Raw genomic sequence first — 20833 nt, 5'->3', positions numbered from 1 at the left:
TGGCTTTTTAGGTACTTACATACCCATTTTTCAACTTAAAGGTGTTTTTATTTGTCTCACTCCATGGGGTCAGTCCCTATGCCCAGCCCGGCTTTTTCTTTTATAATCGGTTATTTTAATGTTGATAGCTCAACTGGAGATGTTGATCTCCACCTTGTGGTTCCATCTCCAAGCTGCCCATAATTATTCCAGCCCCATGCCCACACACTTCCGCCTTTTGTAATGGCGAATGAATGATAACCGCCTGTAGCGGTTTTTCTAATATTACTTAAATTTTTGACCTGCACCGGAGCTTTGCCTGCGACCCATGTCCAAACTGTCCCATCATTTTTCACAACGACGTTTTCCTGGAAGCCGCCCGCCGAAATCCATTTTACATTCGAGAGGTTCGTCTGGCCATCAGCTTCTTTTTTGATGACTGGGTGATTTGACGAATCAAAAAAAGCATCTCCCCATCCGTTGCCCCACCCATAGACAGTCCCATTTTCGTGAAGGGCTATGGAATGGGTATCTCCTGCCGCAACAGCAACAATGTCGGTTAAAGGCTGCCTATCCAAACTTTTTACTTGAACAGGAGTAGTATACGTTTTGCCCCAAAATGAATCTCCTGCTTCACCAGCACCGACAGCCCCAAAGTAGCCTCTTCCCCATGCCCATACGGTTTTATCTGACCGAAGAGCGACTGTATGCCGTTCACCGAAAACATTCAAAGAAGAGTCGATAGAGATCACTTTATCCAACCCTGTTACTTGAACGGGAGTTGTGCTGCTGCCTTCTTGTCCATTTCCTAAAAGACCATTTCCACCCCAGCCCCATGAAAGAACAGTTCCATCTATCAGTATGGCATAAGCCGTACTGCTTCCGGCTGCAATTGAGACTGCATCCTGAATCCCTTGTACCTGCACAGGTACAGCACTATGAACATTTGTACCATTTCCAAGCTGCCCACTGCTATTACTACCCCACGCCCATACGGTTCCATCTTGACGTAACGCTACATTAAAGTTAAAACCAGCGTCTACGGCAATGATGTCTGATAATCCTGCAACCTGTCCAGGCAAAAAGCGGTTATTGTTTGTTCCATCACCGAGCTGTCCTACATCGTTTTTCCCCCATGTCCAGACCGTTCCATCATTTTTTAGGAAAACAGAATGTTCATAACCGGCTGCAGCTGGTGATTTTGCTAATAAACCTAATCCCTGCTGTTCACCGCTTCCGGACTTTACAACGATATTTGCATTTGCTTCATGCCCTCTAAAAGAGGCACTCAGTTCCACCGGAGGAATACCAGCAATGATTTTATCCGAAACATAAACCATTCCATCGTCACTTATACGTGCAATCGCAGAGTTTTCTGACTGATAGCTCACCTCACCCTGCATCTTGGTTAAATCTAGTGTTTCCCCATTGGTCATTTTGGCGAGAAATGCAATTTGCTTGCTCTCACCTGGTGCCAGCTGAAGATCTTCCGGGCTAATCGAAACACTTTCAATGTCAATGACTTTCACTTTCACTGATGCTTTTTTTTCTTCTTTTTCCGCTGTGATGGTCACTTCCTCTCCCACTTTCGCATCAGGAAGCACCTTTAGTTTGCCATTCTCATCGACCGTGACAGCCTGTTCATTGCTGGAGGTATAGGTTGTCCCATTTTTGGCTTCACTTACGTTTTTGGTTGATTTATCAGCATAATGAGCAATGACTTCCAAATTCATTTCTTTTCCTTTTTCAAGCAGGAGATTCTTTTGGCTTATTTCAATTTCTTCAAATGCCGGACAGTCGTCCCGCTCTTTTAAAACATGTTCCCAGTCAAACAGGGGCTGGGAAGCCTGCACCGGGAATTTTAGAGCTGCGGATGCATTTGCATACAAGCCATCATGGCCTTTTAAGCACACTTTTCCGTCAAACTCTAGTTTGCCTGTTTTCCCTTCTATGATGTTTCCATAGCCGATTTCACTTGTGATGCCGACAATATCCTTGCTAAAAGCCGCAATGAAAAGACTCGGCTGGAGGCCGACGCTTGTTTCCGCTTTTCCCTGAAATTCAAGAAGATTCAATTCAGCCGTCACGTCGAATGGCTTCTCATATTCCACAGGCGACACATTTCCTCCGGAAGCTTCAACCCCCATTTTTAAAACCGCTGTTTCCTTAGCTGAAATTTCAAATGTTACATCCCCGGAGGCATTTGCGACAGCCCAAAGCTCTCCTGAAATCCCGACCGGCCCCTGAATCGGAATGAGAATTTTCCCTATTCTATATTTCGTTTCCATTTCCCCGGCCAGCCTGCCTGTCAGCGCTACATTCAGCTGCTGTTCATTATGCAGTTCCACTTTCGCGTAATTCTTGACTAAACTGACATCGTACTTTAGTACGGGGCTTTTTAATACAAATTCGGCATTAAACTTCCCTTCCGCTTCTCCCCTGTAGCTGCTCACTACATTTCCTAATTTAATGGTTTCCCCTTTGCCAACGACAAGGCTTTTTTCAAAAGAAAAAGTAAGGTCCTGGCCCAATGATATAGAAGAGGCCAGGCTTCGTTTTTCTGAATTTCCAGTGGTCACGGTCACGCCATCATCCGGTATGACACTTGCCTCTGTCAGCGGTGCTTCTCCTTCCAGTTCCAGTTCGGTGAATAATTCTTCAAGTGCCGGCTCGGTTATTTGAACCGTCGTCTGGCCGCCGCCCGTATCAATAGACCCTACTTTTCCGGCCAGTCCGAAAGGAAATTCCTCCGTCGGAGCCGTTGTGAATATGGTTCCTTTTTCTAAGCTTTCCACTTCAGCCGGATGGCCATCAAAAACAATTTTTTCGCCTTCTATAACCTCGCTTGCCTGATTCATCGTGCTTTGTTCAAGTTCTTCAATACCTGTTTCCATGGAAATTTTCTCGGTGCCGATCTTAATCGTAAACTGCATGGTGGTTTGCTTTGCCAACGGACGGCCCTTTTTATCTTTAACTTGATTGGTAACGTAGAGTATGTATGTTTTTCCTTCTTCATAGCCCCCATCCGGAGCCTTTATTTTTACGCTTTTTGGGTCGGCGGATACTATTTCAGATTGAAGCTTCACACCATTGTCATCTTCAACATAAATAGCAGTGTTAGTAAGAGAAAATGGATCAACTTCCTTGTTAAACTTGATTGTAAATGTATAATGTGGATCAACGTTAGCCTTTGAGGGCAGTACCTTATCCACCCCTGCATTTATTGGCTCTTCCGTATCGGCAACTTCCCTTTTTACAGACAAGGACTGAGAGTTTGTATTTTGAGCAAAACCTGTTGTTGTCCCTGTCACCCCTAAAACGATTGTCAGCAATAAGCTTAATAAAAATCTAAGCGATTTCATCTTGTCCCTCCATTTCGTAATTTATAAGTCTATTTCACTATAATGCATAGAACAAAGTACCACAATAGGGATTTAATAGAAAAAATGTCGTGTGTACTGTCCCATTGCTTTCCTCTTACCACTTTATCTAACTTGCTGAAATCATGCTCTCACAAAGGAAAAAATATGCGACTATAGACATGTTAGATGGTACCTTGTTCATAACCAAATCTTCCTTTTCCCTACTTTTCATTTTTGCTAATTTTTTTGCCTGACAAAGCGGAAAAAACAAAAAGAAAGAGCCTAAGCCCTTTCTTTTTCGTCATTGATTATTACCCGCAACTGTAAACTGCATCTTTACAGGCTCCTTTAACTCTTTGCCTGAAGCTGAATTCACTGCTTTTTCTACATAAATAACATATGTTTCTCCTTGTTTATACCCTGCTTCTGGTGCCTCTGGAGCGTCTACACTTATCTGGACAGAAAAATTAAGGTCACGTACACTTGACCTAAAACAGATGAGGAGTTCCAACAATGACAAAGCGAGAACGCCGCACATTCGCGCCCGAGTTCAAAAAACAAATGGTGCAGCTTTACCAGTATGGAAAAACGAAACGAGCCGTTATTAATGAATACGATCTGACTCCGTCCTCTCTTGACCGCTGGATCCACCAGGATGAAACCTCCGGTTCTTTTAAAGAGAAAGACAACCGGTCTCCTGAACAGCAGGAGCTTTTAGAGCTTCGCAAGGAACTGAAACAGCTCAGAATGGAGAACGATATGGTAGTCTTGCCGCGCTGATCATGGGACGAAAGTAAATGTCATCAAGCAAAACCAGGACAAATACTCGGTATCAGCAATGTGCAGCGTCCTGCAAATCTCACGTAGTACGTACTATTATGAGGCAAAAGAACGTCAGTCAGAAGACAACGTAACAGGCGCTGTCATAGAGATTTTCAAACAAAATCGAATTGCCTACGGCACGCGCAAAATCAAAGTCGAACTGCACAAACGTGGATTTATAGTTTCCAGGAGGCGTATTGGACGTATCATGAAGGAACAAGGGCTTGTTTCTTCCTATACGGTGGCACAGTTCAAGCCACAGAAAGCTCCGTGTAATGAGTCAGCCCAGGCAAATGAATTGAAACGCGAGTTTCAGCAGGCAGAAGCGAAAAAAGTAGTCGTCAGTGATTTAACATACGTCAAAGTCAAAAACAAATGGCATTACGTGTGTATCTTTGTCGATCTCTTTAACCGCGAAATTATTGGCTTCAGCACAGGTCCAAACAAAGATGCAAGCCTTGTCGCACGGGCTTTTTCTTCTATTCAAGGTGATCTGCGGGATATCCAGCTGTTCCACACCGACCGTGGCAGAGAGTTTAAAAACCAGCTAACTGATGAGACATTAGCGGCCTTCCAAATTGGCCGCTCTTTAAGCATGAAAGGCTGTCCATATGATAATGCCGTGGCGGAAGTCACGTTTAAAATTATCAAAATAGAGTTTGTCAGCCAGATGAAGTTTGATAGTTTAGAGCATCTTACGATTGAATCCAGTGATTATGTTAACTGGTTTCACAAGCTGCGGATTCATGGAACATTAGGCTACGCAAGTCCAATTGAATACAAGCAATCATGCCTTAAAAAGGTTGCCTGATTTAGTGTTGACAATCCAATCTGCCTTTTGATAGACGGCTGGCTATCAATAAAGCTGCACAGCTATTTAATGTGGAGTATGCTTTCGCCGAGGAGCGTCTTGCTCTGTCGGAGATTTAAATGATAGATATTATGTATAATTCTCCTTTCCATTTATAATGTAGAATTTTTAATAAACCAAACCTAAAACTCTTTTATACACCGCATTTATGGCACAAATGGCATTGCTGTATCTAGATAAATTTTTACCCATTTTTGTTAAATTCAGTGTATTATTAGTATTACTACGTTGATGTTAATAAGGAGAGTGAAAAAGATCATTATTTTTAAAAAGGGGCATATTGTTTGTTTACTAATTACATTGTTTACACTATTCCCACTGACACTAATAAACGCTGCAACTTTAACAGATGAAGTGACCGATGTACCTGTCGATAAGACATGGACGGTTAAGTTCAATTTCCCTGTTGTTGAATCCAGTATTACACCTAGCTCTATTTACGTTATGAATAGTAAACAGGAGAAGCAGAACGTCACGGTTTCTGCCAAAGATAATATTGTAACCGTTCATGCACCTGCAACAGGCTACGAGCCTGGCCAAGCATACACTTTACATATTACAGCAAATGTTTTAGGGCAAATTGGCGAAGAAATTAAAGCTTTGAAACAGCCAGTTGTAAAACCTTTTTCAACAACAGAAGGCTACATTGTTGTAAATATTAAAAAAGATGGGACTTATTCGCCTGTTGAAAACTACCAGACTTATGATGAAGCAAATGCTAGCTTACAAGAAAATCAAGGGATCATGCTAAATGACAAGTACATTAAAATTCCATCTGGTTTTGTGGCAACAAATAAGCAAGCTGTGACGGTTCTTTACAAGCAGGCAACCTTCACCTCACAGTATGAATATACTGGTGTTTCCATCGATACAGAGCTTATCTATGCAGATGCTACAGCAAATTACGTAAAAGTAAAGGCATTTGGGCAAGACATGTATGTTAAACACGAAGACGTTACACTTATTCCTACTGTCACAGCAAAAGGGCAGTCGTATTATGTAGCAAATGAACAAGGCTTATGGCATTACATTTACCACCATAACCAGGGAAAATATAATACTGCCTATTTAGTCGGTAAAAAACCAGACTTTTTAAATGAAGGTGTCAAATACTATAGTACAGACGGAATAAACTTTGTTGACGCAAATAGTAAAGTTGCAGGCGAGAGCTATAACTATTTCCAATATGTATCTCTACGAATACCGACAAGTTACAGTGCAGTTGAACTAGATGCATATATTGATAGGGAACTTGCAGCGAAAGAACGAACAGCCTACGCAAAATATGCAAACGCAACAACAAAAAGCCCATTAAAGGGGCTGGGTGCTACATTAAAAACAATTGAAAAAGAGCATCGTATTAATGCATTGTTTTTATTATCATTTGCTATCCACGAAAGTGATTACGGTATGAGTTGTCACGCGCAAAACAATAACAACTTATTCGGACTAAACATACCGGATAGTAATGATCAGTGTTCAACAAATGGCAACACCTCTTCGGATAAATATTTTGCATCAATCGAGGAAAATATCACTGCCTTAGTGAATAGATTAAATACAAATTATTTAGATCCTCTTAATATGGCGGACTATCGCTACAATGGCGTTGCCCTTGGCAATAAAATGGTCGGAATGAATGTCCGTTATGCTTCTGATCCATACTGGGGTGCAAAAATATCAGGGCATATGTATCGCATAGATAAAGCACTAGGCAACAAAGATTACCAAAAATATGATGTCGGCTTTACTGCAGTTTCAGATGTGAGCATTCGTAAAGAGCCAGTCATCCAGAACGGTGTTAACAACAACCGTGCTTATCAGTATAAGCTGGATTGGACAATCAAACGGCTTGATAAAATGCCGGTCACTCTTTCTAATACACCATCAGAAGCGGCTGGTTGGTTACGTGTTATTTCTGAGCTACCAGAAGATGGGAGAGACCTGTACACAGTAACTGAAAATGTTCTTATTGTACCTACACATTAATAACAAACTAAAGCTAGGCTTAGGTTACGCTGCTAAATAACATGGCAAATACTTAAGCCTAGCTTTTTCTTTATGATTTATTGATACTCCCATATAACATGTCTGTTACACTGTTCGGGCAATCAGTATGTATTCCCTTTACTTCTACATGCCGACTTTTATGCTAGAAAAACTGGATCTGCCTTTTGATAAACGCCTGGCCATCAATCAAGCTGCAGAGCTATTTAATGCTGATCTTATGGGGAAGTACGTTTTGCTCTCTGGTATATCCAATTTACGGGAGTTACGTCTGGAAGGTCCGCTTCTCTTTAAGGAATTGATCCTGAAATTATACAGAAAGAGCCCTTATGGAAAAAGACTCTAGGAACAGTTAATAAAGGTTCCTACAATGGCATTCAGTTGAATAAAAATTAACGGGATTAGTTCTAATATTCTTAAAAGCATTGGAATCGTGCTTTTTAGTTACTATTAAAGTCTAAACATTCCTTTACAGAACAGCGTCCTGCTCTGTGGGAGATTCAAATGATGGGTGTTATATACGGAAAGTCCCCTTCTCTTTTATGATGCGGGAATCTAATTTAAATTTGAGCGAAAAAATATTCATAAAGCAAAAGGCCGTATCAGCATAACAACTGGTACGGATTTTTCTATAATTTAACGGATAGTATATTGAAGCTACAAAGAAATTCCGGCTACCCCGGCGATTTTCTGCCATTGTTCTTCTATAATATAATTTTTATAATAAAGTAACAGCCCCGATATTCCCCAGGTAAAAGCGCTAATAACGCCATAATTAATGAAATCTCCGATAACGACCACACTATCTGCGTACAGTCCATCCTCGTAAAAACTTCTCAAAAACCACAAATTAAATAAGAAACTTAAGATGAACTTCACAGAAAGACCAACTAGTATTCTCTCTGTTACCTACACTATTATGAGCCCAAATCCAATGGATACAGGGATGGATAATCAACAGATCTAATGCAAATGGGTGAAACAGTGTAGAACAAGTAATCATTAAACTCACTCCTCAGAAACCTGAAAATGTAAACGAGAGAAACAAGTTACACATTCTTGAGAAAATACGGATCGCGATCTCTTTGTGCGTCATGATAAATGTCCATTTTAAAAAGCCCCATTAAAAATATGGTCTTTCTTCACGAGTGCCGTAACTGGGGCATAAAGAAAACAATTTAATCCCGCCATCTGGCAGGGTTTATTTTTTACCATCTCATATATATATACGTCAGTTATACGACAAAATTTAAAGAGAAAAAGCACCCACCAGCAAGTAAGTGCATCCTTCTTTTTGAAATATTTGTAAACATAAAAATTACAAACTAAAAATTTATTCAGTAAGTAATGGTGAACTCTGCTACACCGAATGTATTCATGATTCTGTATTCTCCCGCTGTTATTAATGTTCTAAATCTACCAAACGAAACATTCACTTTCATGGTTTTGCCAGCTTCTATTTGTGGTACATCGGTTGGGTATAGGATTCCGCGATTTTCTCTTATCTCCAACCACTTATCTCCTTGTTTCTTCTCTAGTGTATATTGGTATCTATATCCGTAGGGGAAATCTTCTTTATTAACAATTGTCAGGCTTATACCTGTATCAGATGATAAACTATAGCTCTCCTTATCTGCTTTCATTGTTATCCCGCTTGGTGGAGAAGGCAGGTCACCGTCAGAAGGTGGTGATAGAGCCGGGTCACTCAGCCGGGCTACCATGATCGCAAACTCTCCTCTTTTTACAGGATCGTTGGTACCGAACCGGTCAGACGTTTTTCCATGAGTAATGCCTGTAGCAACTAGTTTGTTGATGGCCTTCGCGTACCGCCCTGTTGCGTCTGTAAAATGATGTACCGGCTCGGTTGGTGATAACAACACATCAGCATAGGCTCTTGAGAGAATAATCGCAGCTTCTCCTCTTGTGATCGTATCATTGGATCCGAAAACAGTTTCCGTTTTTCCATTTACTACTTTATTAAATTGGAGATAGGCAATCGCCTGTTTGGCACGGTCTGGAACATCTTTAAACGTCAACCACTTTTCCGGTATAGGGCGCTGCTCTTTTCTAAAACCCATGCCGCGTGCAACGACCATCGCAGCATCCACACGCTTGATTGTCTGGCTCCATCCGAATTGATCCGTACTAACCCCATTTAGAAATTTGTTTTGATAAAGGGCCAAAACGTCTTCCATGCGTTCTTCAGGAACATCAGTAAACGGGAATTCAGATGTAGGTTTTGCATAAATCGGCATGAAGTTTGTCGCCTCTGCTGTCGCCTCTGCTGATGGGCTAGTTGAAGCAAATACTGCTCCCGCAAGTGCAGCTGTAGCTATAATACGAGGTACCTTTTTCATAAATGTTTCTCCCCTCTGTTTTTTAACAAATTTTCTCATTAATTGATATGTTATACAGTATACCAGAAAGCAAGGGAGATTAATTACTAAACAAGAAAAAACCTCTATTTCATCAAAAGTTGTCGTTGCGATAACTGCGGCAATGCCCGTTTTAAAAGCTCCATTAAAAATATGGTTTTTCTTCGCGAGTGCCGCCATTGCGGAATGAAGAAAATAATTTAATCCTACCAATGAAAATAGGAGAAGAACATTTATCATTCCCCTCCTATTGGTTCGTTTACTTTTATTTGAGAATGGTCATACTAGTATTAGAAATTAATATACGGAAAATAGTCTCTTACAGCCGAGCGCCTGCTTGGCTGTTTTTTTATTTACTTGGATTCCCTTTTGTTAAGACTTTTAATAATTAGTGTAAAATATCAAACAATTCCACTTCATAATTAATAGTCACTGGTAAATTGTTTATATCCCGTAACCCGGATACCTTAATGGAAAAAACCTCCCCTTCATTGTAACTTGTGATATTATCAGGCTTAAAGATAACACCAAAACTATCCCCGTACCCCGAAGTATCCACGTTAAAAAACTTTTCACCTTTATCCAAATCATTAAAAGTCCATTTCTTACCATCATTTTTTCTAACTAGTTCTACCGTTACTTCACCATTGTAATCAATAATTGGATCTAAGAATTCATTGTAATTCAAATGGATGGACCACGGAGTTGCAGGATCGTCAAAGAATTGAACAGGGAAATAACCGGCACTTGGCCATGTTGTGTATGTCGAAGTAGCGGGCGGGCCGCTTTTATCAAATACTTTCATGGGAGTAAACGCTTGTGTATAGCCGCTGTATTGAGAACTAGGTTTAGTTGCGTAGCCAAATCCTATGTTTTTTAGCTGTGGACTAAGTATCCACCTGCGATGTCCCACACTCTGTAAATTAGAAGTACCATGATCATCCATATAACTCTTTACAGAATAGGCAAGTGTTCCACTCTCGATAAAGTCTGTTTGTTTGGAATTGAAATGTAAATTAGAGCTAGTAAAGGCATAATGTAAATTACTTGTACTTGTAGCTTGATAACCAATATTGTAAAAGCCTTCAGGCATATCCTCAGGTTTTTCAGGAAAGTGACTCAAGTAACCATTGGCTGCTGTAAGAACCGCACCATATTGGGCTTGTTCATTTAGTGCTTCATCTAACACTAAATTATCAGGCAGCCCTGTTAAATAACGGACGAAATTAGCCATGTTTAAACCATCTTCTAAGAAAGCAGGTTTTAAGGAGCCAGGTGAGTAAGGTGAGCTGATGCTTGGCGTTTCGATATACGGATTCCCTTCAAATGTGGGCTTATACTCATTCCACTTTTGAATAATTTCTTCCTTGGAATGTAAAGATGAAATCACATGTTTTGTAGTAAACTTCATTTTGATTGGCTGCATTAATTCTTTGCCTTTTAATGACTTGACCGATTTCTCCACGAATAAGTAATAAGATTCTTCCGGGCTGTATCCCTCTTCTGGCGCTTCTACCTTAATGGATTTTTTATCTGCATTTAACGATACTTTTACGCCTTCCACTTTGTCTAGATCGTGTTGGACATAGATATTGTTGTTATTTACAGTGTTTGCATCTAGTTCCTGATTCCATTTAATTGTCCAGTCATGATTAGGATCAATGCTTGTTTTTTCCGGCCATTCCAGATAGTCAGTTGTTTGTGCAGAACCCACCGTTACCCCTGTTAATCCTATACAGAGTGTTAGGAGTAAGCTCATTAGCATTTTTAGCACTTTCATACTGCACCTCCATTATTCTTTTTATCTTGTTAATACAATATACACACTACTAATTTACCATTAAATAAGGATATTATTACTAAATAAATCAAAAGTTTACAATGTATTCTTTCATTCTCAGAAAAACGCCTTCTCGGATCATCAGACTCAAAAAGGCGTTTTATATACTTCTAATTGGATTAATCTAGCTCGAATGACGGCTGCTCTTTAGCCAATCTGGATGGATTAGGTAAAGACCATATCAATTTTCCTAACTTTTCTCAGGTGACTCATTTCATTATATATCAGCAAAAAAAGCAATCCCTTAATTGGATTGCTCTACATTTTTATTTATTACAGCTAATTCTTTAGAAAATATATCATATTGCTTTATCATAGATTTTTTAAATTCCCGAAAATCTTTTTCAAACTGTTTTAAAAATTGCCAATAATGATGTTCCTTTAACTTGCTCCGCTCACGTGCCCTTTCTGTTTGTATTTCCTGGCACTTGTTTAATTGATTTTGCGCGCGTTCAATGTCTCGTTGATTTAATATGATTTTCTCATTTAACAAGTTTTTTCTTTTGAAAGATAGTAACCCTAAACCCGCTATTTCGGCTTTCATTTCCTCATTGTCAGACCTGGGCATTTTGATGATTGCCCCTCGCCCTCTCGCTTCTTCATAAAATTCTTTGTCTTCTGGTATTGGTATAATATAAGGACTTGACCATTTAGAATCCTCAGCTATCCCCATGAAAGGTTTCCATTGGTTGGTTTCAAGATTACTTGCGCTCTGTATAAATTCACTAAGTTCATCTCGTATTTCCCTAACCCTTAAGGTTAAAGACGAAAATTTATCATTAATAGATACAGGTGGCAACTTGCTAATAAAATCAAATATAGCAATCCCTAAATGTGAAAACTTTTGATCATTTTCTTTTTCAAAAGCCGAACCTTTAATGTCAATAATCCCCTGTAGTTTTTCTGTATGTTTACCAATGTCTCCATTTTGGATATATCTAGATATTTTATCATTATAAGATACTTGTACTTTAAATTAAATAATAAGCCATTAATCTCCTCTCTTATTGGATCGAACAATGTATCATTAGGCAGCTTGTTGGGCATGAGTCCAGTATTGTACCGGGCTTATGCCCTTTAATTTTGCCTTAATACGCTTTTTATTGTAGTACTCGGTGTAGTAGGCGATTTCCTACTTAAGGTGTTCTATCAGATAACAGGTGTTTTTAATAAAAGTTAATTATTTATTTTTTTGATTTGTTATATTCAGCATAAATAGTAGATCTAGGTACACCTGTTATTTTAGATATATCCGAAACAGTCATTCCTCGTTCTCCTTTTGATTCAAATAATTTAAGGGCTGCCTGATATTGCCGGCTGCCCCTTACGCCCCAATTTTTTGCCGTTCTTCATGGCTCTTTTTCTTCCCTCACCAGTTCGAGAAACGATCATGTCACGCTCAAATTAAGCGAAGTTGCTAAGAGTGTTGTGGAGAATCTGTTAAAAGTATATGTTGAAATACTTTTTCAATAGAAGAGGAATGGCGTATGAAAAAACAACATCAAAGATCCTGCTAACCCATCCATGATTTTAAATTGTATCAAAGTATGCATTCTCGAATTTGTTAGATAATGAGGTATTCTTATACCAATATTTTTAATTCGAGATTTTACCTTTATTTTTCAGTATTGCATAAAAAACCCATATGTACTATAGTTAGGATGTTGTTTCATGATGAACAACAAGGATTAGGGGATATGACACGCTTCAAAGAAAGGATTATAAATGTACACTAAACCTTCTATTGCTCCACGCCAGAATCAGTTAACAAGAGATGAATGGTGGCAGATTCCAGTCGTTATATTTGTTTTACGAGTCTATAATAACCATGCTATGCAACAAGCAGTTGCTAGTTGCGAGCGCTCTGGAGGAGTTCCAGAAGTTACTTCTAAGTTCTTTGGAAGTAGCTGGGAAGTCAAGTGTTTGAAAAAATAAATTTAGGAGGCGTAAAATATGGAATATGTTAAGCCTTTAATTTCCTTAGAAAAAAAACAAGATTTAGAAAGAGATGAGTGGTGGCAAGCTATCCTGCTATTCGTAGTTTGGGCTTACAGTCAATATGCGATGAAAGATGCAATCAATAAATGTGAGAAGCAAGGTGGAATGGCCAAGGTATCAAATTATGTATTTGGAGCAGTTTGGAAAGTAAGCTGCTACAAGTAACTCCATCAAAATGAAGTGTTATATCCCCCAATCCTAATTACTTAGAAATAAGGTGAGAAGGTGAACTATGATTTTATTAGAACTTAAAGACGTTTGTAAAAAATTCAATAGCTCTAAAGGACTTAAAGATATTAATTTAAAAATCTCACCTGGAAAGATACATATCCTTATTGGAGAAAATGGCGCTGGGAAAACTTCTATAATTAAGTCTGTTCTGAGTTACTATCCGGTAGATAGCGGACAGATTCTTTGGAAAGGAAAAGAACTTTTTTTTGGAGAATTTGATTACAAAAAAGAAATTGGTTACGTTCCTGATGATGAAACGTTGTTAGAGTATCTTACACCAAATGAAATTCTTAACTTTGTTCTTAATTGTTATAAGGTAGATAAAGAAAAGGCATTAACAACTGCAAAAAACCTAATGTTATTAATGGATTTAAAAGAGGGAGACACTTTAGTAAATCATTTTTCTAGAGGAATGAGAAAAAAAGTTCAGCTAATTCTATCCTTAGTTCATAATCCAGATTTACTAGTGTTAGATGAACCTATTGCTGGACTTGATCCAACGATGATAGCAATTTTAAAAGACTTATTGAAAGAGCTAAGAAATAAGGGAAAAGCCATTATGATATCAACTCATGATTTAGCTATTGCGGAAGAAATAGGAGATGAAATAAGTATTGTAAAAGATGGGAAAATTATTTTATCTATTTCCAAGCAAATGTGTGAACAACAATACGGTTCGTTACATAGCCTATATTCAACAGTTTATTCGAAAGAAGTTAATGAGTTGAGGAGTCGTGTACATAATGTGGTTTCAAATCTATAAAATATCTATCCGATCAATATCTAGAAAAATTAAAAACATTGATAGAAATATTATAATTGGTATCCTTTTATTAATGTTCATAATTCAAATATCCATTTATACTCAGTTTTCTAACGTATTAAAAGAAAGTATTATCAACGAAGTAATGATTACAAAATCATTGGTTTCAATAACAGGTGCCGCTGCAGTAATGGGTACATTGCTCTTTTTGTACATGGACAAAGAACAGAATTTAAAATCATTAATTCACCTTCCATTGAGTAACCAAGATATTAACCGTGCTTATTATTTACCTAACCTTATTATTATTGTTTTCTTTTTTATATTTGAATCAATTGGGGTTCTGTACGCTGTCCGACTTGTTTTTAATAATTTATCACAGTATTGGTGTTTCATAATATCGTTTCTGTTGTTGATAATTAATAACATACTAATAACCTTCTTTGTAAAAAAACTTCTTGAAAAAGTTTTTTCCCAGAAAAAAAATGGCTATATTTTAGAAATTCTTACTGTGTTTCTATTTTCATGTATCTATATTTTGTTATTCACGCAAGAAAAATTTCTGTTTATTAGTCCCGTTAGCTGGCTATTAAGATATGTCTTTCAAAATGAAAATGTTTTTTTAGTACTTTTTTCAGTTAGTTTTTTCATGATCTATTTTTTAATTGAAATGATCATTTTTAGAACGCCACCATATTATTTTGTTATGAAAGTACATAAAAGCCATATGAATCGTAACCTTCTTAATATCTTGCCTTTCAATGGCATGGCATTGCTTTCAGCTCAACTGATTAGAAATTTACAAGTAGCAAAAGCATTTATTTTTAGTATAGCTTTAGGAATCTTATTAACATTCATATCTTATATTTTTTTCTTAGCCGAAGATGCGAATGCTCATTTTCAGTTTTTAATTATATGTCTAGGTTCCCAACTTAGTGGAATAGTTATGTACGATAAAGAAACAGTGAGAGCACTTAGGAATATTTATGTAGATTATTTAGTTTTAATAAAACAAAAGGTTTTTTTCATCTTTCTCTTAAATGGTATAACTTTTAACGTAAGTATTATCATTTTGAAATTTTTAGGCGTATCTGTATCATATGAACAATTGTTTTCATTGAATACACAAATACTCTTTTTTACGTCAATAATGTTTATGCTTAATCTGATTTTAGAAAGGTTTATTGAAAATTCAAAAATGCTTGTAGGTATTTTAGGATTAGTGGTATATCTAATCTCTATAGAACTTTTAAATTTATTAGATTTATCACAAATAGTTACAGATCTTGTTTCGTTATTTTTAGTGAGTTTAATAACTTATATTTTCGTAGTAGGATATTCTAAGGCACTTAAGGATGTGACCGATTAATGATCTTATTTCCTACAGACATTCCCTATCTTCCTTCAAAACTTCTTCTTAAAAAGAATACAATTGAGGACATGGCTACTGAAGATGAAATTTCATGTAATGAAACAGTAATTAATATGCTAAAGGAGGTAGATGGAAAGAGAAATATAGATGCCATTTCAAAAAAGATTTCGAAAACTTACGATATTCCTTATAATGAAGCTGCTAACGATGTTATAACATTATTTGAAAATTTAAATGAAAATCACTTACTAAATATAATTAAAAAAGATTATAAAAACAGATTTAAAATGTTATTTGTATTTATTTACACGCTCCAGCTCAATAGAATTTTTCACTTACTTAACACTAGAAGACGATATGACATTCCGGAAAAATTTCGTTCTCCGTTTTTCTTATATATCTATTTTATTGTCAAATTGCTAATTATCCATCCTATATTATTTCTAATAATGTATACATTTTTTGTATCTTCTCCCCTTATCGACTACGGTAAAGCATTAGTTTTTACCCTTAATATATTTTTGGCTATAGCTACACATGAATTTTTTCATGCGTTAGCTTTATATACAGTCGACGAAAGCAGAAAGCTATCATTTATAGGTAAGGACAGATTTACAATAGGTATATATAGAAGACAAACTTCTCCTTTGAAATCTATATTTGTCTCATTAGCAGGACCATTGTTTCCTTTCCTAATCGGTTTATTTTTGTATAGGGCAGGTATAATTACTGGAAATCAGGATATTCTTTATGCATCGGTAATTTGGGTTGCTAATATTCTCACATTATTATCTGTAGATGGGAAGAATATTAGGGTTTCTTTATCTACACTTATAAAAGGAAGGAGCTTAAAAAATGACTAAACAATCTGTTAAACTATTCGTCAATTCATTTTTCACTACAGCAATTGTGGTACTTACTATTGTTATGGTCTATATAAATCAACTTGATTTAGAGCTCAATGAAAAAGTCGGAAGTGGGCTATTCTACTTAAAAGGCTATTATGAAGAAGGAAATGTGGTTACCACTGAACAAGGTATAGGAATTGTAACAATTCCTTTGTTTGCAGGCTTGTTAACCTCTCTAATACTATTAGGGATTCAAGTTGTACGCAAGAAAGCTAAATGACCAGAAACATTGATAATGGGCGGTTTACAATAATATCGCCGGGATGTATCCCGGTCTTTTTCTTTTTAAGAATTGATTCTAGTTGAAAGTTAAAATCATTATCTTATGTTGTACTCAAATCTGCATTTTTATAAAAACGTATTCATTACATCATGTAATGACACACTCGTTAATTTTCTTGCAAGCGGAAGCGGCGCCTTCCCTTTGCTTGTTTTGATATAGAGTGTTTTATCCGTCACATGATGAAGATAGTTTTCAAATCCTTTGCCTGTAAAAAAGATAGCATCCGTCTTCATTTTGCAGCAAAATTTTCGTTCAATCATGGCAGCTTTCACAATAAAGTGCATCCTGCTCCTCCTTGTTTTTTCGCTTTTGAATAAAATAAAAAGGAACGCTGAATTAAGCAGCGTTCCTTTTTATTTGGATTAAGCCTCTATTTTTATTTTGCATTGAAGCTCTCTTACGTTTTGGATTTTATAATGTGGATTGTCAACACTAAATCATACAACCTTTTTAAGGGACGATTGCTTGTATTCAATTGGGCTTACATAGCCCAGTGTTCCATGAATTCGCAGCTTGTTAAACCAGTTAACATAATCACTGAATTCAAGCGTAAGTTGCTCTAGGCTATCAAACTTCATTTGGCTGACAAACTCTGTTTTGATAATTTTAAATGTGGCTTCCGCCACGGCATTATCGTATGGACAGCCTTTCATGCTTAAAGAGCGCCCAATCTGGAAGGCGGCTAATGTCTCGTCGATTAGCTGATTTTTAAACTCGCTGCCACGGTCGGTATGAAACATCTGGATGTCTCGCAGATCACCTTGAATGGAAGAAAAAGCCCGTGCGACAAGGCTTGCGTCTTTGTTTGATCCCGTGCTGAAGCCAATAATTTCGCGGTTAAAGAGATCGACAAAGATACATACGTAATGCCATTTGTTTTTGACTTTGACGTATGTTAAATCACTGACGACTACTTTTTTTGCTTCTGTCTGTCGAAACTCACGTTTCAATTCATTTGCCTGGGCTGATTCATTGCAGGGAGTTTTCTGTGGTTTGAACTGTGCCATTGTATAGGAAGAAACAAGCCCTTGTTCCTTCATGATGCGGCCAATACGCCGTCTGGAAACTGTAAATCCACGTTTATGCAGTTCCACTTTGATCTTACGCGTGCCGTAGGCACTTCGGTTTTGTTCGAAGATCTTTATGACAGCGCCTGTTACGTCGTCTTCTGACTGACGTTCTTTGGCCTCATAATAGTACGTACTACGTGAGATTTGCAGGACGCTGCACATTGCTGATACCGAGTATTTGTCTTTGTTTCGCTTGATGACATTTACTTTCGTCCCATGATCAGCGCTGCTTGCTTTAAAATATCATTTTCCATCCTAAGCTGCTTTAGCTCCTTACGAAGTTCCAAAAGTTCCTGCTGTTCAGGAGACCGGTTATCTTTCTCTTTAAAAGAAGCGGAGGTTTCATCCTGGTTGATCCACCGGTCAAGAGATGACGGAGTCAGATCGTATTCATCAATAATGGCTCGTTTCGTTTTTCCATTCTGGTACAGCTGCACCATTTGCTTTTTGAACTCAGCTGTAAATGTGCGGCGTTCTCGCTTTGTCATAGTTGGAGCTCCTCATCTGTTTTAGGTCAAGTGTGCGTGACCTTAATTTTTCTGTCCAGATAAGTGTAGACGCTCCACTCTTTGAGATGAAAGGAAGCATTAAAAAGAACAAGCAAACAGGTAAATGGGATTTTGTAATTGATATTGGTAAGGATTTAATAACAGGCAAAAGAAAGCAAAAAAAGAAGCGGGGATTTAAAACAAAGAAGGAAGCGGAGAAGGCTTTAACGGCGCTTCTAAACGAATTGAATGAAGGGTCTTATATTGAACCATCAAAGCAAGCCTATAGTGACTATATGTACTTTTGGATCGGTATTAAGGCGCATGAAATGAGTATCCAAACTCTAAAAGCATATCAATCCTACTTAAAGAGCCATATCTCTCCTTCACTAGGACAGGTACCGCTCTCGTCACTAACACCTATTCATATCCAAAGCTTTGTAGGAGACCTTAGAAGCAAGGAGTTGTCGGAGTCGACTATTAAGCGGATATATAATGTCGTGAATGCTTCTCTTAATGCGGCTGCTAAAACGGAACTTATCAAGAAGAATCCTGCATCCACTATTGAGAAGCCAAAGGTTGTTGCAAAAGAAACCGTTATTTGGAAATGGGATGAAGTATCTTCATTTCTTGATAGTGCCATGTCTAGCCCTTATTATGTTGCTTTCCTGCTTGCAGTAACAACAGGTATGCGGCAGGGTGAGGTTTTAGGGTTGCGTTGGCGGGATGTAGATTTTGCGAATGAATGCCTCTATGTAAGGCAGACCCTTACTCACGATGGGAAAGGATTCAAAGAAGGTGCTAAGAGTAAGGCTGGAAGCCGCTCCGTTGGTTTGGATGCGTTCACCCTTTCCGCTCTTAAGAAGCAGAAAAAGCAGGTAGCAGAGTGCAAATTGAAGCTTGGTATCGCTTATACGGATAACGACCTTGTAATCTGTTCATCCAACGGCAAGCCTATTAACCCAAGAAATCTACTCAGGTCATTTTATAACTTGCTTGAGAAATCGGACCTTCCCAAAATCCGTTTTCATGATTTAAGACATACACACGCAAGTCTAATGTTACAGCAAGGAGAAAACATTAAACTAATATCCGAGCGGTTAGGTCATAGCAGCGTAAAAATCACATTGGATACCTACTCGCATGTTTTGCCTAACATGCAGCAAGAAGCATCAAATCGTCTAGCAAATAAATTGTTTAACGGTTAATTTCTTGTCCTTGTGACCAAATATGTGACCAATTAAGCAAAACCGCTACAAGAGAATAAATAAAAAAGCCGTAAACTCTTGAATACCAAGAACTTACGGCTTTGAACATTGATGATTCCTACTGGGTTCGAACCAGCGACCTCTACCCTGTCAAGGTAGCGCTCTCCCAGCATGATTCCTACTGGTGCAAAAAGAGGGATGAAACCGGCAAACGGGAAAAGACAGCCCGGTTTTGCAGGAGTGGGAACAATACCCGGATAATCAGGAAAAAGACCATAGCTCAATTCTCTATGGTCTTTAGCTAAATTAAAAAACTCATGTTTTTGTTTTATTCAGCTCTTATTCAATGGAGCTTACCTAGCCGGCAGCGATACCCATGTTTCTTGAAGCCACTTGTCAAAGTCTGCTCCTTTTTCGCCTTCATACGTATCGTATACATCAAGCCGCATCTTTTTCAATTTTTCTTCAAATTCTTTAAATGTGTGGCCTTCCGGCAAACTTTTCTTAATGCGCAGCAAAATCTTATTTACATCTTTTATCGCACCGCTTTTTTTCTGCGGTGGCATTTGAACGTTTTCCCCTAGCTTTTTCAGCTGTCGGAACGCCGCTTCTTGTACTTTATATACTGTATCGGCGGCCATAATCCGCTTTAACAGCTTAATGGTTTGGTCGTTTTTCCACTGGCCCAGCTCTTCCACCGCATCTAAACGTTCTCTCCAGTTAGACGTCCGGTCGGCCGACTTTTTTAATTCCTTAAAATTTGGGGGCAGCTCACTTTTTACTTCTTTATAATTCAAACGATCCGATCTCCTTTTGATTAAGCATCTTTTTAGTCAAGATAAAAACAAACAACCTTGCTTCAACAGCTATTGTACCATGATTTAATCAAGTACATACCTTTTTGGCTCAACTGAACTCATTCAGTCTGCCGTATGACCAGCACTGCTGATAAGCCAAGCCCCTTGAATGAAAAAATGACTTACCTTTTTGGCAAGTCAAGGGCTTGGTAAGCAAACTGAAACTTTCCGCCGTCCGCTACTTCTGCATGGTACAGTGCTTTAAGAGCAAAGTTTTTTTCAAGGTTGTGTTCCTTCATCAGTTCTTTTAAACGAAGCTGCAATTCTTCATTTTCTTTAACAAGCTGTTTCATCTGTGGTTTTAAATATTTCATAAGCCGGTGAACCCCTTTCTAAAACCATTCATCTAGTATATCATCCAGCAAACGATTAGTGGGGAAATAACCGGCTTGCTTTTGA

At 38.0% G+C, this 20833-nt stretch carries 18 protein-coding genes and 2 pseudogenes; 9 read left to right on the top strand and 11 right to left on the bottom strand.

Annotation, left to right across the window (positions count from 1 at the left end; translation table 11 throughout):
• Positions 1 to 110 precede the first annotated feature (110 nt).
• Entirely contained in the window at positions 111 to 3341 is a 3231-nt protein-coding gene (locus L2D08_RS10695) for an Ig-like domain-containing protein (RefSeq protein ID WP_242233754.1), read from the bottom strand.
• 513 nt (positions 3342 to 3854) lie between these two features.
• Here L2D08_RS10695 and L2D08_RS10690 point away from each other — a divergent pair.
• A protein-coding gene (locus L2D08_RS10690; protein WP_242233753.1) for an IS3 family transposase occupies positions 3855 to 4974 on the top strand; the annotation gives its coding sequence in 2 pieces (ribosomal slippage) (positions 3855 to 4108 and positions 4107 to 4974; 1122 coding nt in all).
• A gap of 306 nt (positions 4975 to 5280) precedes the next feature.
• On the top strand, positions 5281 to 7023 hold the full coding sequence (locus L2D08_RS10685; RefSeq protein WP_242233752.1) for a glucosaminidase domain-containing protein: 1743 nt from the start codon (positions 5281 to 5283) through the stop codon (positions 7021 to 7023).
• Between the two features lie 1355 nt (positions 7024 to 8378).
• Here L2D08_RS10685 and L2D08_RS10680 read toward each other — a convergent pair.
• A complete protein-coding gene (locus L2D08_RS10680) occupies positions 8379 to 9398 on the bottom strand; it encodes an S-layer homology domain-containing protein (protein ID WP_242233751.1) in 1020 nt (339 codons plus the stop codon).
• A 117-nt stretch (positions 9399 to 9515) separates the two neighbouring features.
• Here L2D08_RS10680 and L2D08_RS24675 point away from each other — a divergent pair.
• Positions 9516 to 9620, top strand: a pseudogene (locus L2D08_RS24675) (DUF8096 family protein); the annotation flags it as partial.
• A gap of 184 nt (positions 9621 to 9804) precedes the next feature.
• On the opposite strand, the gene L2D08_RS10675 reads toward L2D08_RS24675, so the two are convergent.
• From L2D08_RS10675 to L2D08_RS24470, 4 genes and pseudogenes are all read right to left on the bottom strand, one after another.
• Entirely contained in the window at positions 9805 to 11196 is a 1392-nt protein-coding gene (locus L2D08_RS10675; protein ID WP_242233750.1) for a CAP domain-containing protein, read from the bottom strand.
• 304 nt (positions 11197 to 11500) lie between these two features.
• Positions 11501 to 11929 carry a hypothetical protein gene (locus tag L2D08_RS10670; protein WP_242233749.1) on the bottom strand — a complete coding sequence of 143 codons (429 nt, stop codon included), beginning with the start codon at positions 11927 to 11929 and terminating at the stop codon, positions 11501 to 11503.
• A gap of 354 nt (positions 11930 to 12283) precedes the next feature.
• A pseudogene (locus L2D08_RS10665) lies at positions 12284 to 12376 on the bottom strand (IS3 family transposase); the annotation flags it as partial.
• A gap of 64 nt (positions 12377 to 12440) precedes the next feature.
• Positions 12441 to 12521, bottom strand: coding sequence for a hypothetical protein (locus L2D08_RS24470; RefSeq protein WP_375337576.1), 81 nt, complete (start codon positions 12519 to 12521; stop codon positions 12441 to 12443).
• A 688-nt stretch (positions 12522 to 13209) separates the two neighbouring features.
• Between L2D08_RS24470 and L2D08_RS10660 the strand changes: the two genes are divergently transcribed.
• The 5 genes from L2D08_RS10660 to L2D08_RS10640 all read left to right on the top strand — a co-directional run bounded on the left by L2D08_RS10660 (position 13210) and on the right by L2D08_RS10640 (position 16748).
• Positions 13210 to 13419 carry a hypothetical protein gene (locus L2D08_RS10660; protein ID WP_242233748.1) on the top strand — a complete coding sequence of 70 codons (210 nt, stop codon included), beginning with the start codon at positions 13210 to 13212 and terminating at the stop codon, positions 13417 to 13419.
• Between the two features lie 67 nt (positions 13420 to 13486).
• On the top strand, positions 13487 to 14248 hold the full coding sequence (locus L2D08_RS10655) for an ABC transporter ATP-binding protein (protein ID WP_242233747.1): 762 nt from the start codon (positions 13487 to 13489) through the stop codon (positions 14246 to 14248).
• Positions 14229 to 15617 (top strand): hypothetical protein, encoded by a 1389-nt coding sequence (locus L2D08_RS10650; RefSeq protein WP_242233746.1) that lies wholly within the window; start codon positions 14229 to 14231, stop codon positions 15615 to 15617. Before L2D08_RS10655 ends, L2D08_RS10650 begins: the two co-directional genes overlap by 20 nt.
• Positions 15617 to 16483 (top strand): PqqD family peptide modification chaperone, encoded by an 867-nt coding sequence (locus L2D08_RS10645; RefSeq protein ID WP_242233745.1) that lies wholly within the window; start codon positions 15617 to 15619, stop codon positions 16481 to 16483. The genes L2D08_RS10650 and L2D08_RS10645 overlap by 1 nt, the downstream gene beginning before the upstream one ends.
• Entirely contained in the window at positions 16476 to 16748 is a 273-nt protein-coding gene (locus L2D08_RS10640) for a hypothetical protein (protein WP_242233744.1), read from the top strand. The genes L2D08_RS10645 and L2D08_RS10640 overlap by 8 nt, the downstream gene beginning before the upstream one ends.
• Positions 16749 to 16876: 128 nt before the next feature.
• Here L2D08_RS10640 and L2D08_RS10635 read toward each other — a convergent pair whose 3' ends face one another.
• Together L2D08_RS10635 and L2D08_RS10630 are read right to left on the bottom strand one after the other, a co-directional pair.
• Positions 16877 to 17095 (bottom strand): hypothetical protein, encoded by a 219-nt coding sequence (locus L2D08_RS10635; RefSeq protein ID WP_242233743.1) that lies wholly within the window; start codon positions 17093 to 17095, stop codon positions 16877 to 16879.
• A 153-nt stretch (positions 17096 to 17248) separates the two neighbouring features.
• Positions 17249 to 18369, bottom strand: a protein-coding gene (locus L2D08_RS10630) for an IS3 family transposase (protein WP_242233742.1) whose coding sequence is annotated in 2 segments (ribosomal slippage) — positions 17249 to 18120 and positions 18120 to 18369 — 1122 coding nt in all. Because the reading frame shifts where the segments join, the coding sequence is not laid out codon by codon here.
• An 86-nt stretch (positions 18370 to 18455) separates the two neighbouring features.
• Here L2D08_RS10630 and L2D08_RS10625 point away from each other — a divergent pair.
• Positions 18456 to 19577, top strand: a complete 1122-nt coding sequence (locus L2D08_RS10625; RefSeq protein WP_242233741.1) for a tyrosine-type recombinase/integrase — start codon at positions 18456 to 18458, stop codon at positions 19575 to 19577.
• A gap of 32 nt (positions 19578 to 19609) precedes the next feature.
• Here the strand turns inward: L2D08_RS10625 and L2D08_RS10620 are convergent, their stop codons facing one another.
• The 3 genes from L2D08_RS10620 to L2D08_RS10610 all read right to left on the bottom strand — a co-directional run bounded on the left by L2D08_RS10620 (position 19610) and on the right by L2D08_RS10610 (position 20748).
• Positions 19610 to 19861: a hypothetical protein gene (locus L2D08_RS10620; protein WP_242233740.1), complete on the bottom strand. Its 252-nt coding sequence runs from the start codon at positions 19859 to 19861 to the stop codon at positions 19610 to 19612.
• Between the two features lie 69 nt (positions 19862 to 19930).
• Positions 19931 to 20374 (bottom strand): HEAT repeat domain-containing protein, encoded by a 444-nt coding sequence (locus tag L2D08_RS10615; RefSeq protein WP_242233739.1) that lies wholly within the window; start codon positions 20372 to 20374, stop codon positions 19931 to 19933.
• A 182-nt stretch (positions 20375 to 20556) separates the two neighbouring features.
• Positions 20557 to 20748, bottom strand: coding sequence for a hypothetical protein (locus L2D08_RS10610; RefSeq protein WP_242233738.1), 192 nt, complete (start codon positions 20746 to 20748; stop codon positions 20557 to 20559).
• Between the last annotated feature and the right edge of the window lie 85 nt (positions 20749 to 20833).

This window comes from Domibacillus sp. PGB-M46, assembly GCF_022668875.1.
In the GTDB taxonomy this organism is placed as follows: Bacteria; Bacillota; Bacilli; order Bacillales; family Domibacillaceae; genus Domibacillus.
Note: the sequence above shows the minus strand (reverse complement) of the source record. Positions and strands in the feature narration are given on the sequence as shown.

What these genes read in the sequence shown, in the direction of transcription:
- L2D08_RS10695 (WP_242233754.1), bottom strand. Translation starts at nt 3,341, where the DNA reads ATGAAATCGCTTAGATTTTTATTAAGCTTATTGCTGACAATCGTTTTA.
- L2D08_RS10680 (WP_242233751.1), bottom strand. Translation starts at nt 9,398, where the DNA reads ATGAAAAAGGTACCTCGTATTATAGCTACAGCTGCACTTGCGGGAGCA.
- L2D08_RS10675 (WP_242233750.1), bottom strand. Translation starts at nt 11,196, where the DNA reads ATGAAAGTGCTAAAAATGCTAATGAGCTTACTCCTAACACTCTGTATA.
- L2D08_RS10670 (WP_242233749.1), bottom strand. Translation starts at nt 11,929, where the DNA reads ATGGGGATAGCTGAGGATTCTAAATGGTCAAGTCCTTATATTATACCA.
- L2D08_RS24470 (WP_375337576.1), bottom strand. Translation starts at nt 12,521, where the DNA reads ATGACTGTTTCGGATATATCTAAAATAACAGGTGTACCTAGATCTACT.
- L2D08_RS10660 (WP_242233748.1), top strand. Translation starts at nt 13,210, where the DNA reads ATGGAATATGTTAAGCCTTTAATTTCCTTAGAAAAAAAACAAGATTTA.
- L2D08_RS10655 (WP_242233747.1), top strand. Translation starts at nt 13,487, where the DNA reads ATGATTTTATTAGAACTTAAAGACGTTTGTAAAAAATTCAATAGCTCT.
- L2D08_RS10650 (WP_242233746.1), top strand. Translation starts at nt 14,229, where the DNA reads ATGTGGTTTCAAATCTATAAAATATCTATCCGATCAATATCTAGAAAA.
- L2D08_RS10645 (WP_242233745.1), top strand. Translation starts at nt 15,617, where the DNA reads ATGATCTTATTTCCTACAGACATTCCCTATCTTCCTTCAAAACTTCTT.
- L2D08_RS10640 (WP_242233744.1), top strand. Translation starts at nt 16,476, where the DNA reads ATGACTAAACAATCTGTTAAACTATTCGTCAATTCATTTTTCACTACA.
- L2D08_RS10635 (WP_242233743.1), bottom strand. Translation starts at nt 17,095, where the DNA reads ATGCACTTTATTGTGAAAGCTGCCATGATTGAACGAAAATTTTGCTGC.
- L2D08_RS10625 (WP_242233741.1), top strand. Translation starts at nt 18,456, where the DNA reads ATGAAAGGAAGCATTAAAAAGAACAAGCAAACAGGTAAATGGGATTTT.
- L2D08_RS10610 (WP_242233738.1), bottom strand. Translation starts at nt 20,748, where the DNA reads ATGAAATATTTAAAACCACAGATGAAACAGCTTGTTAAAGAAAATGAA.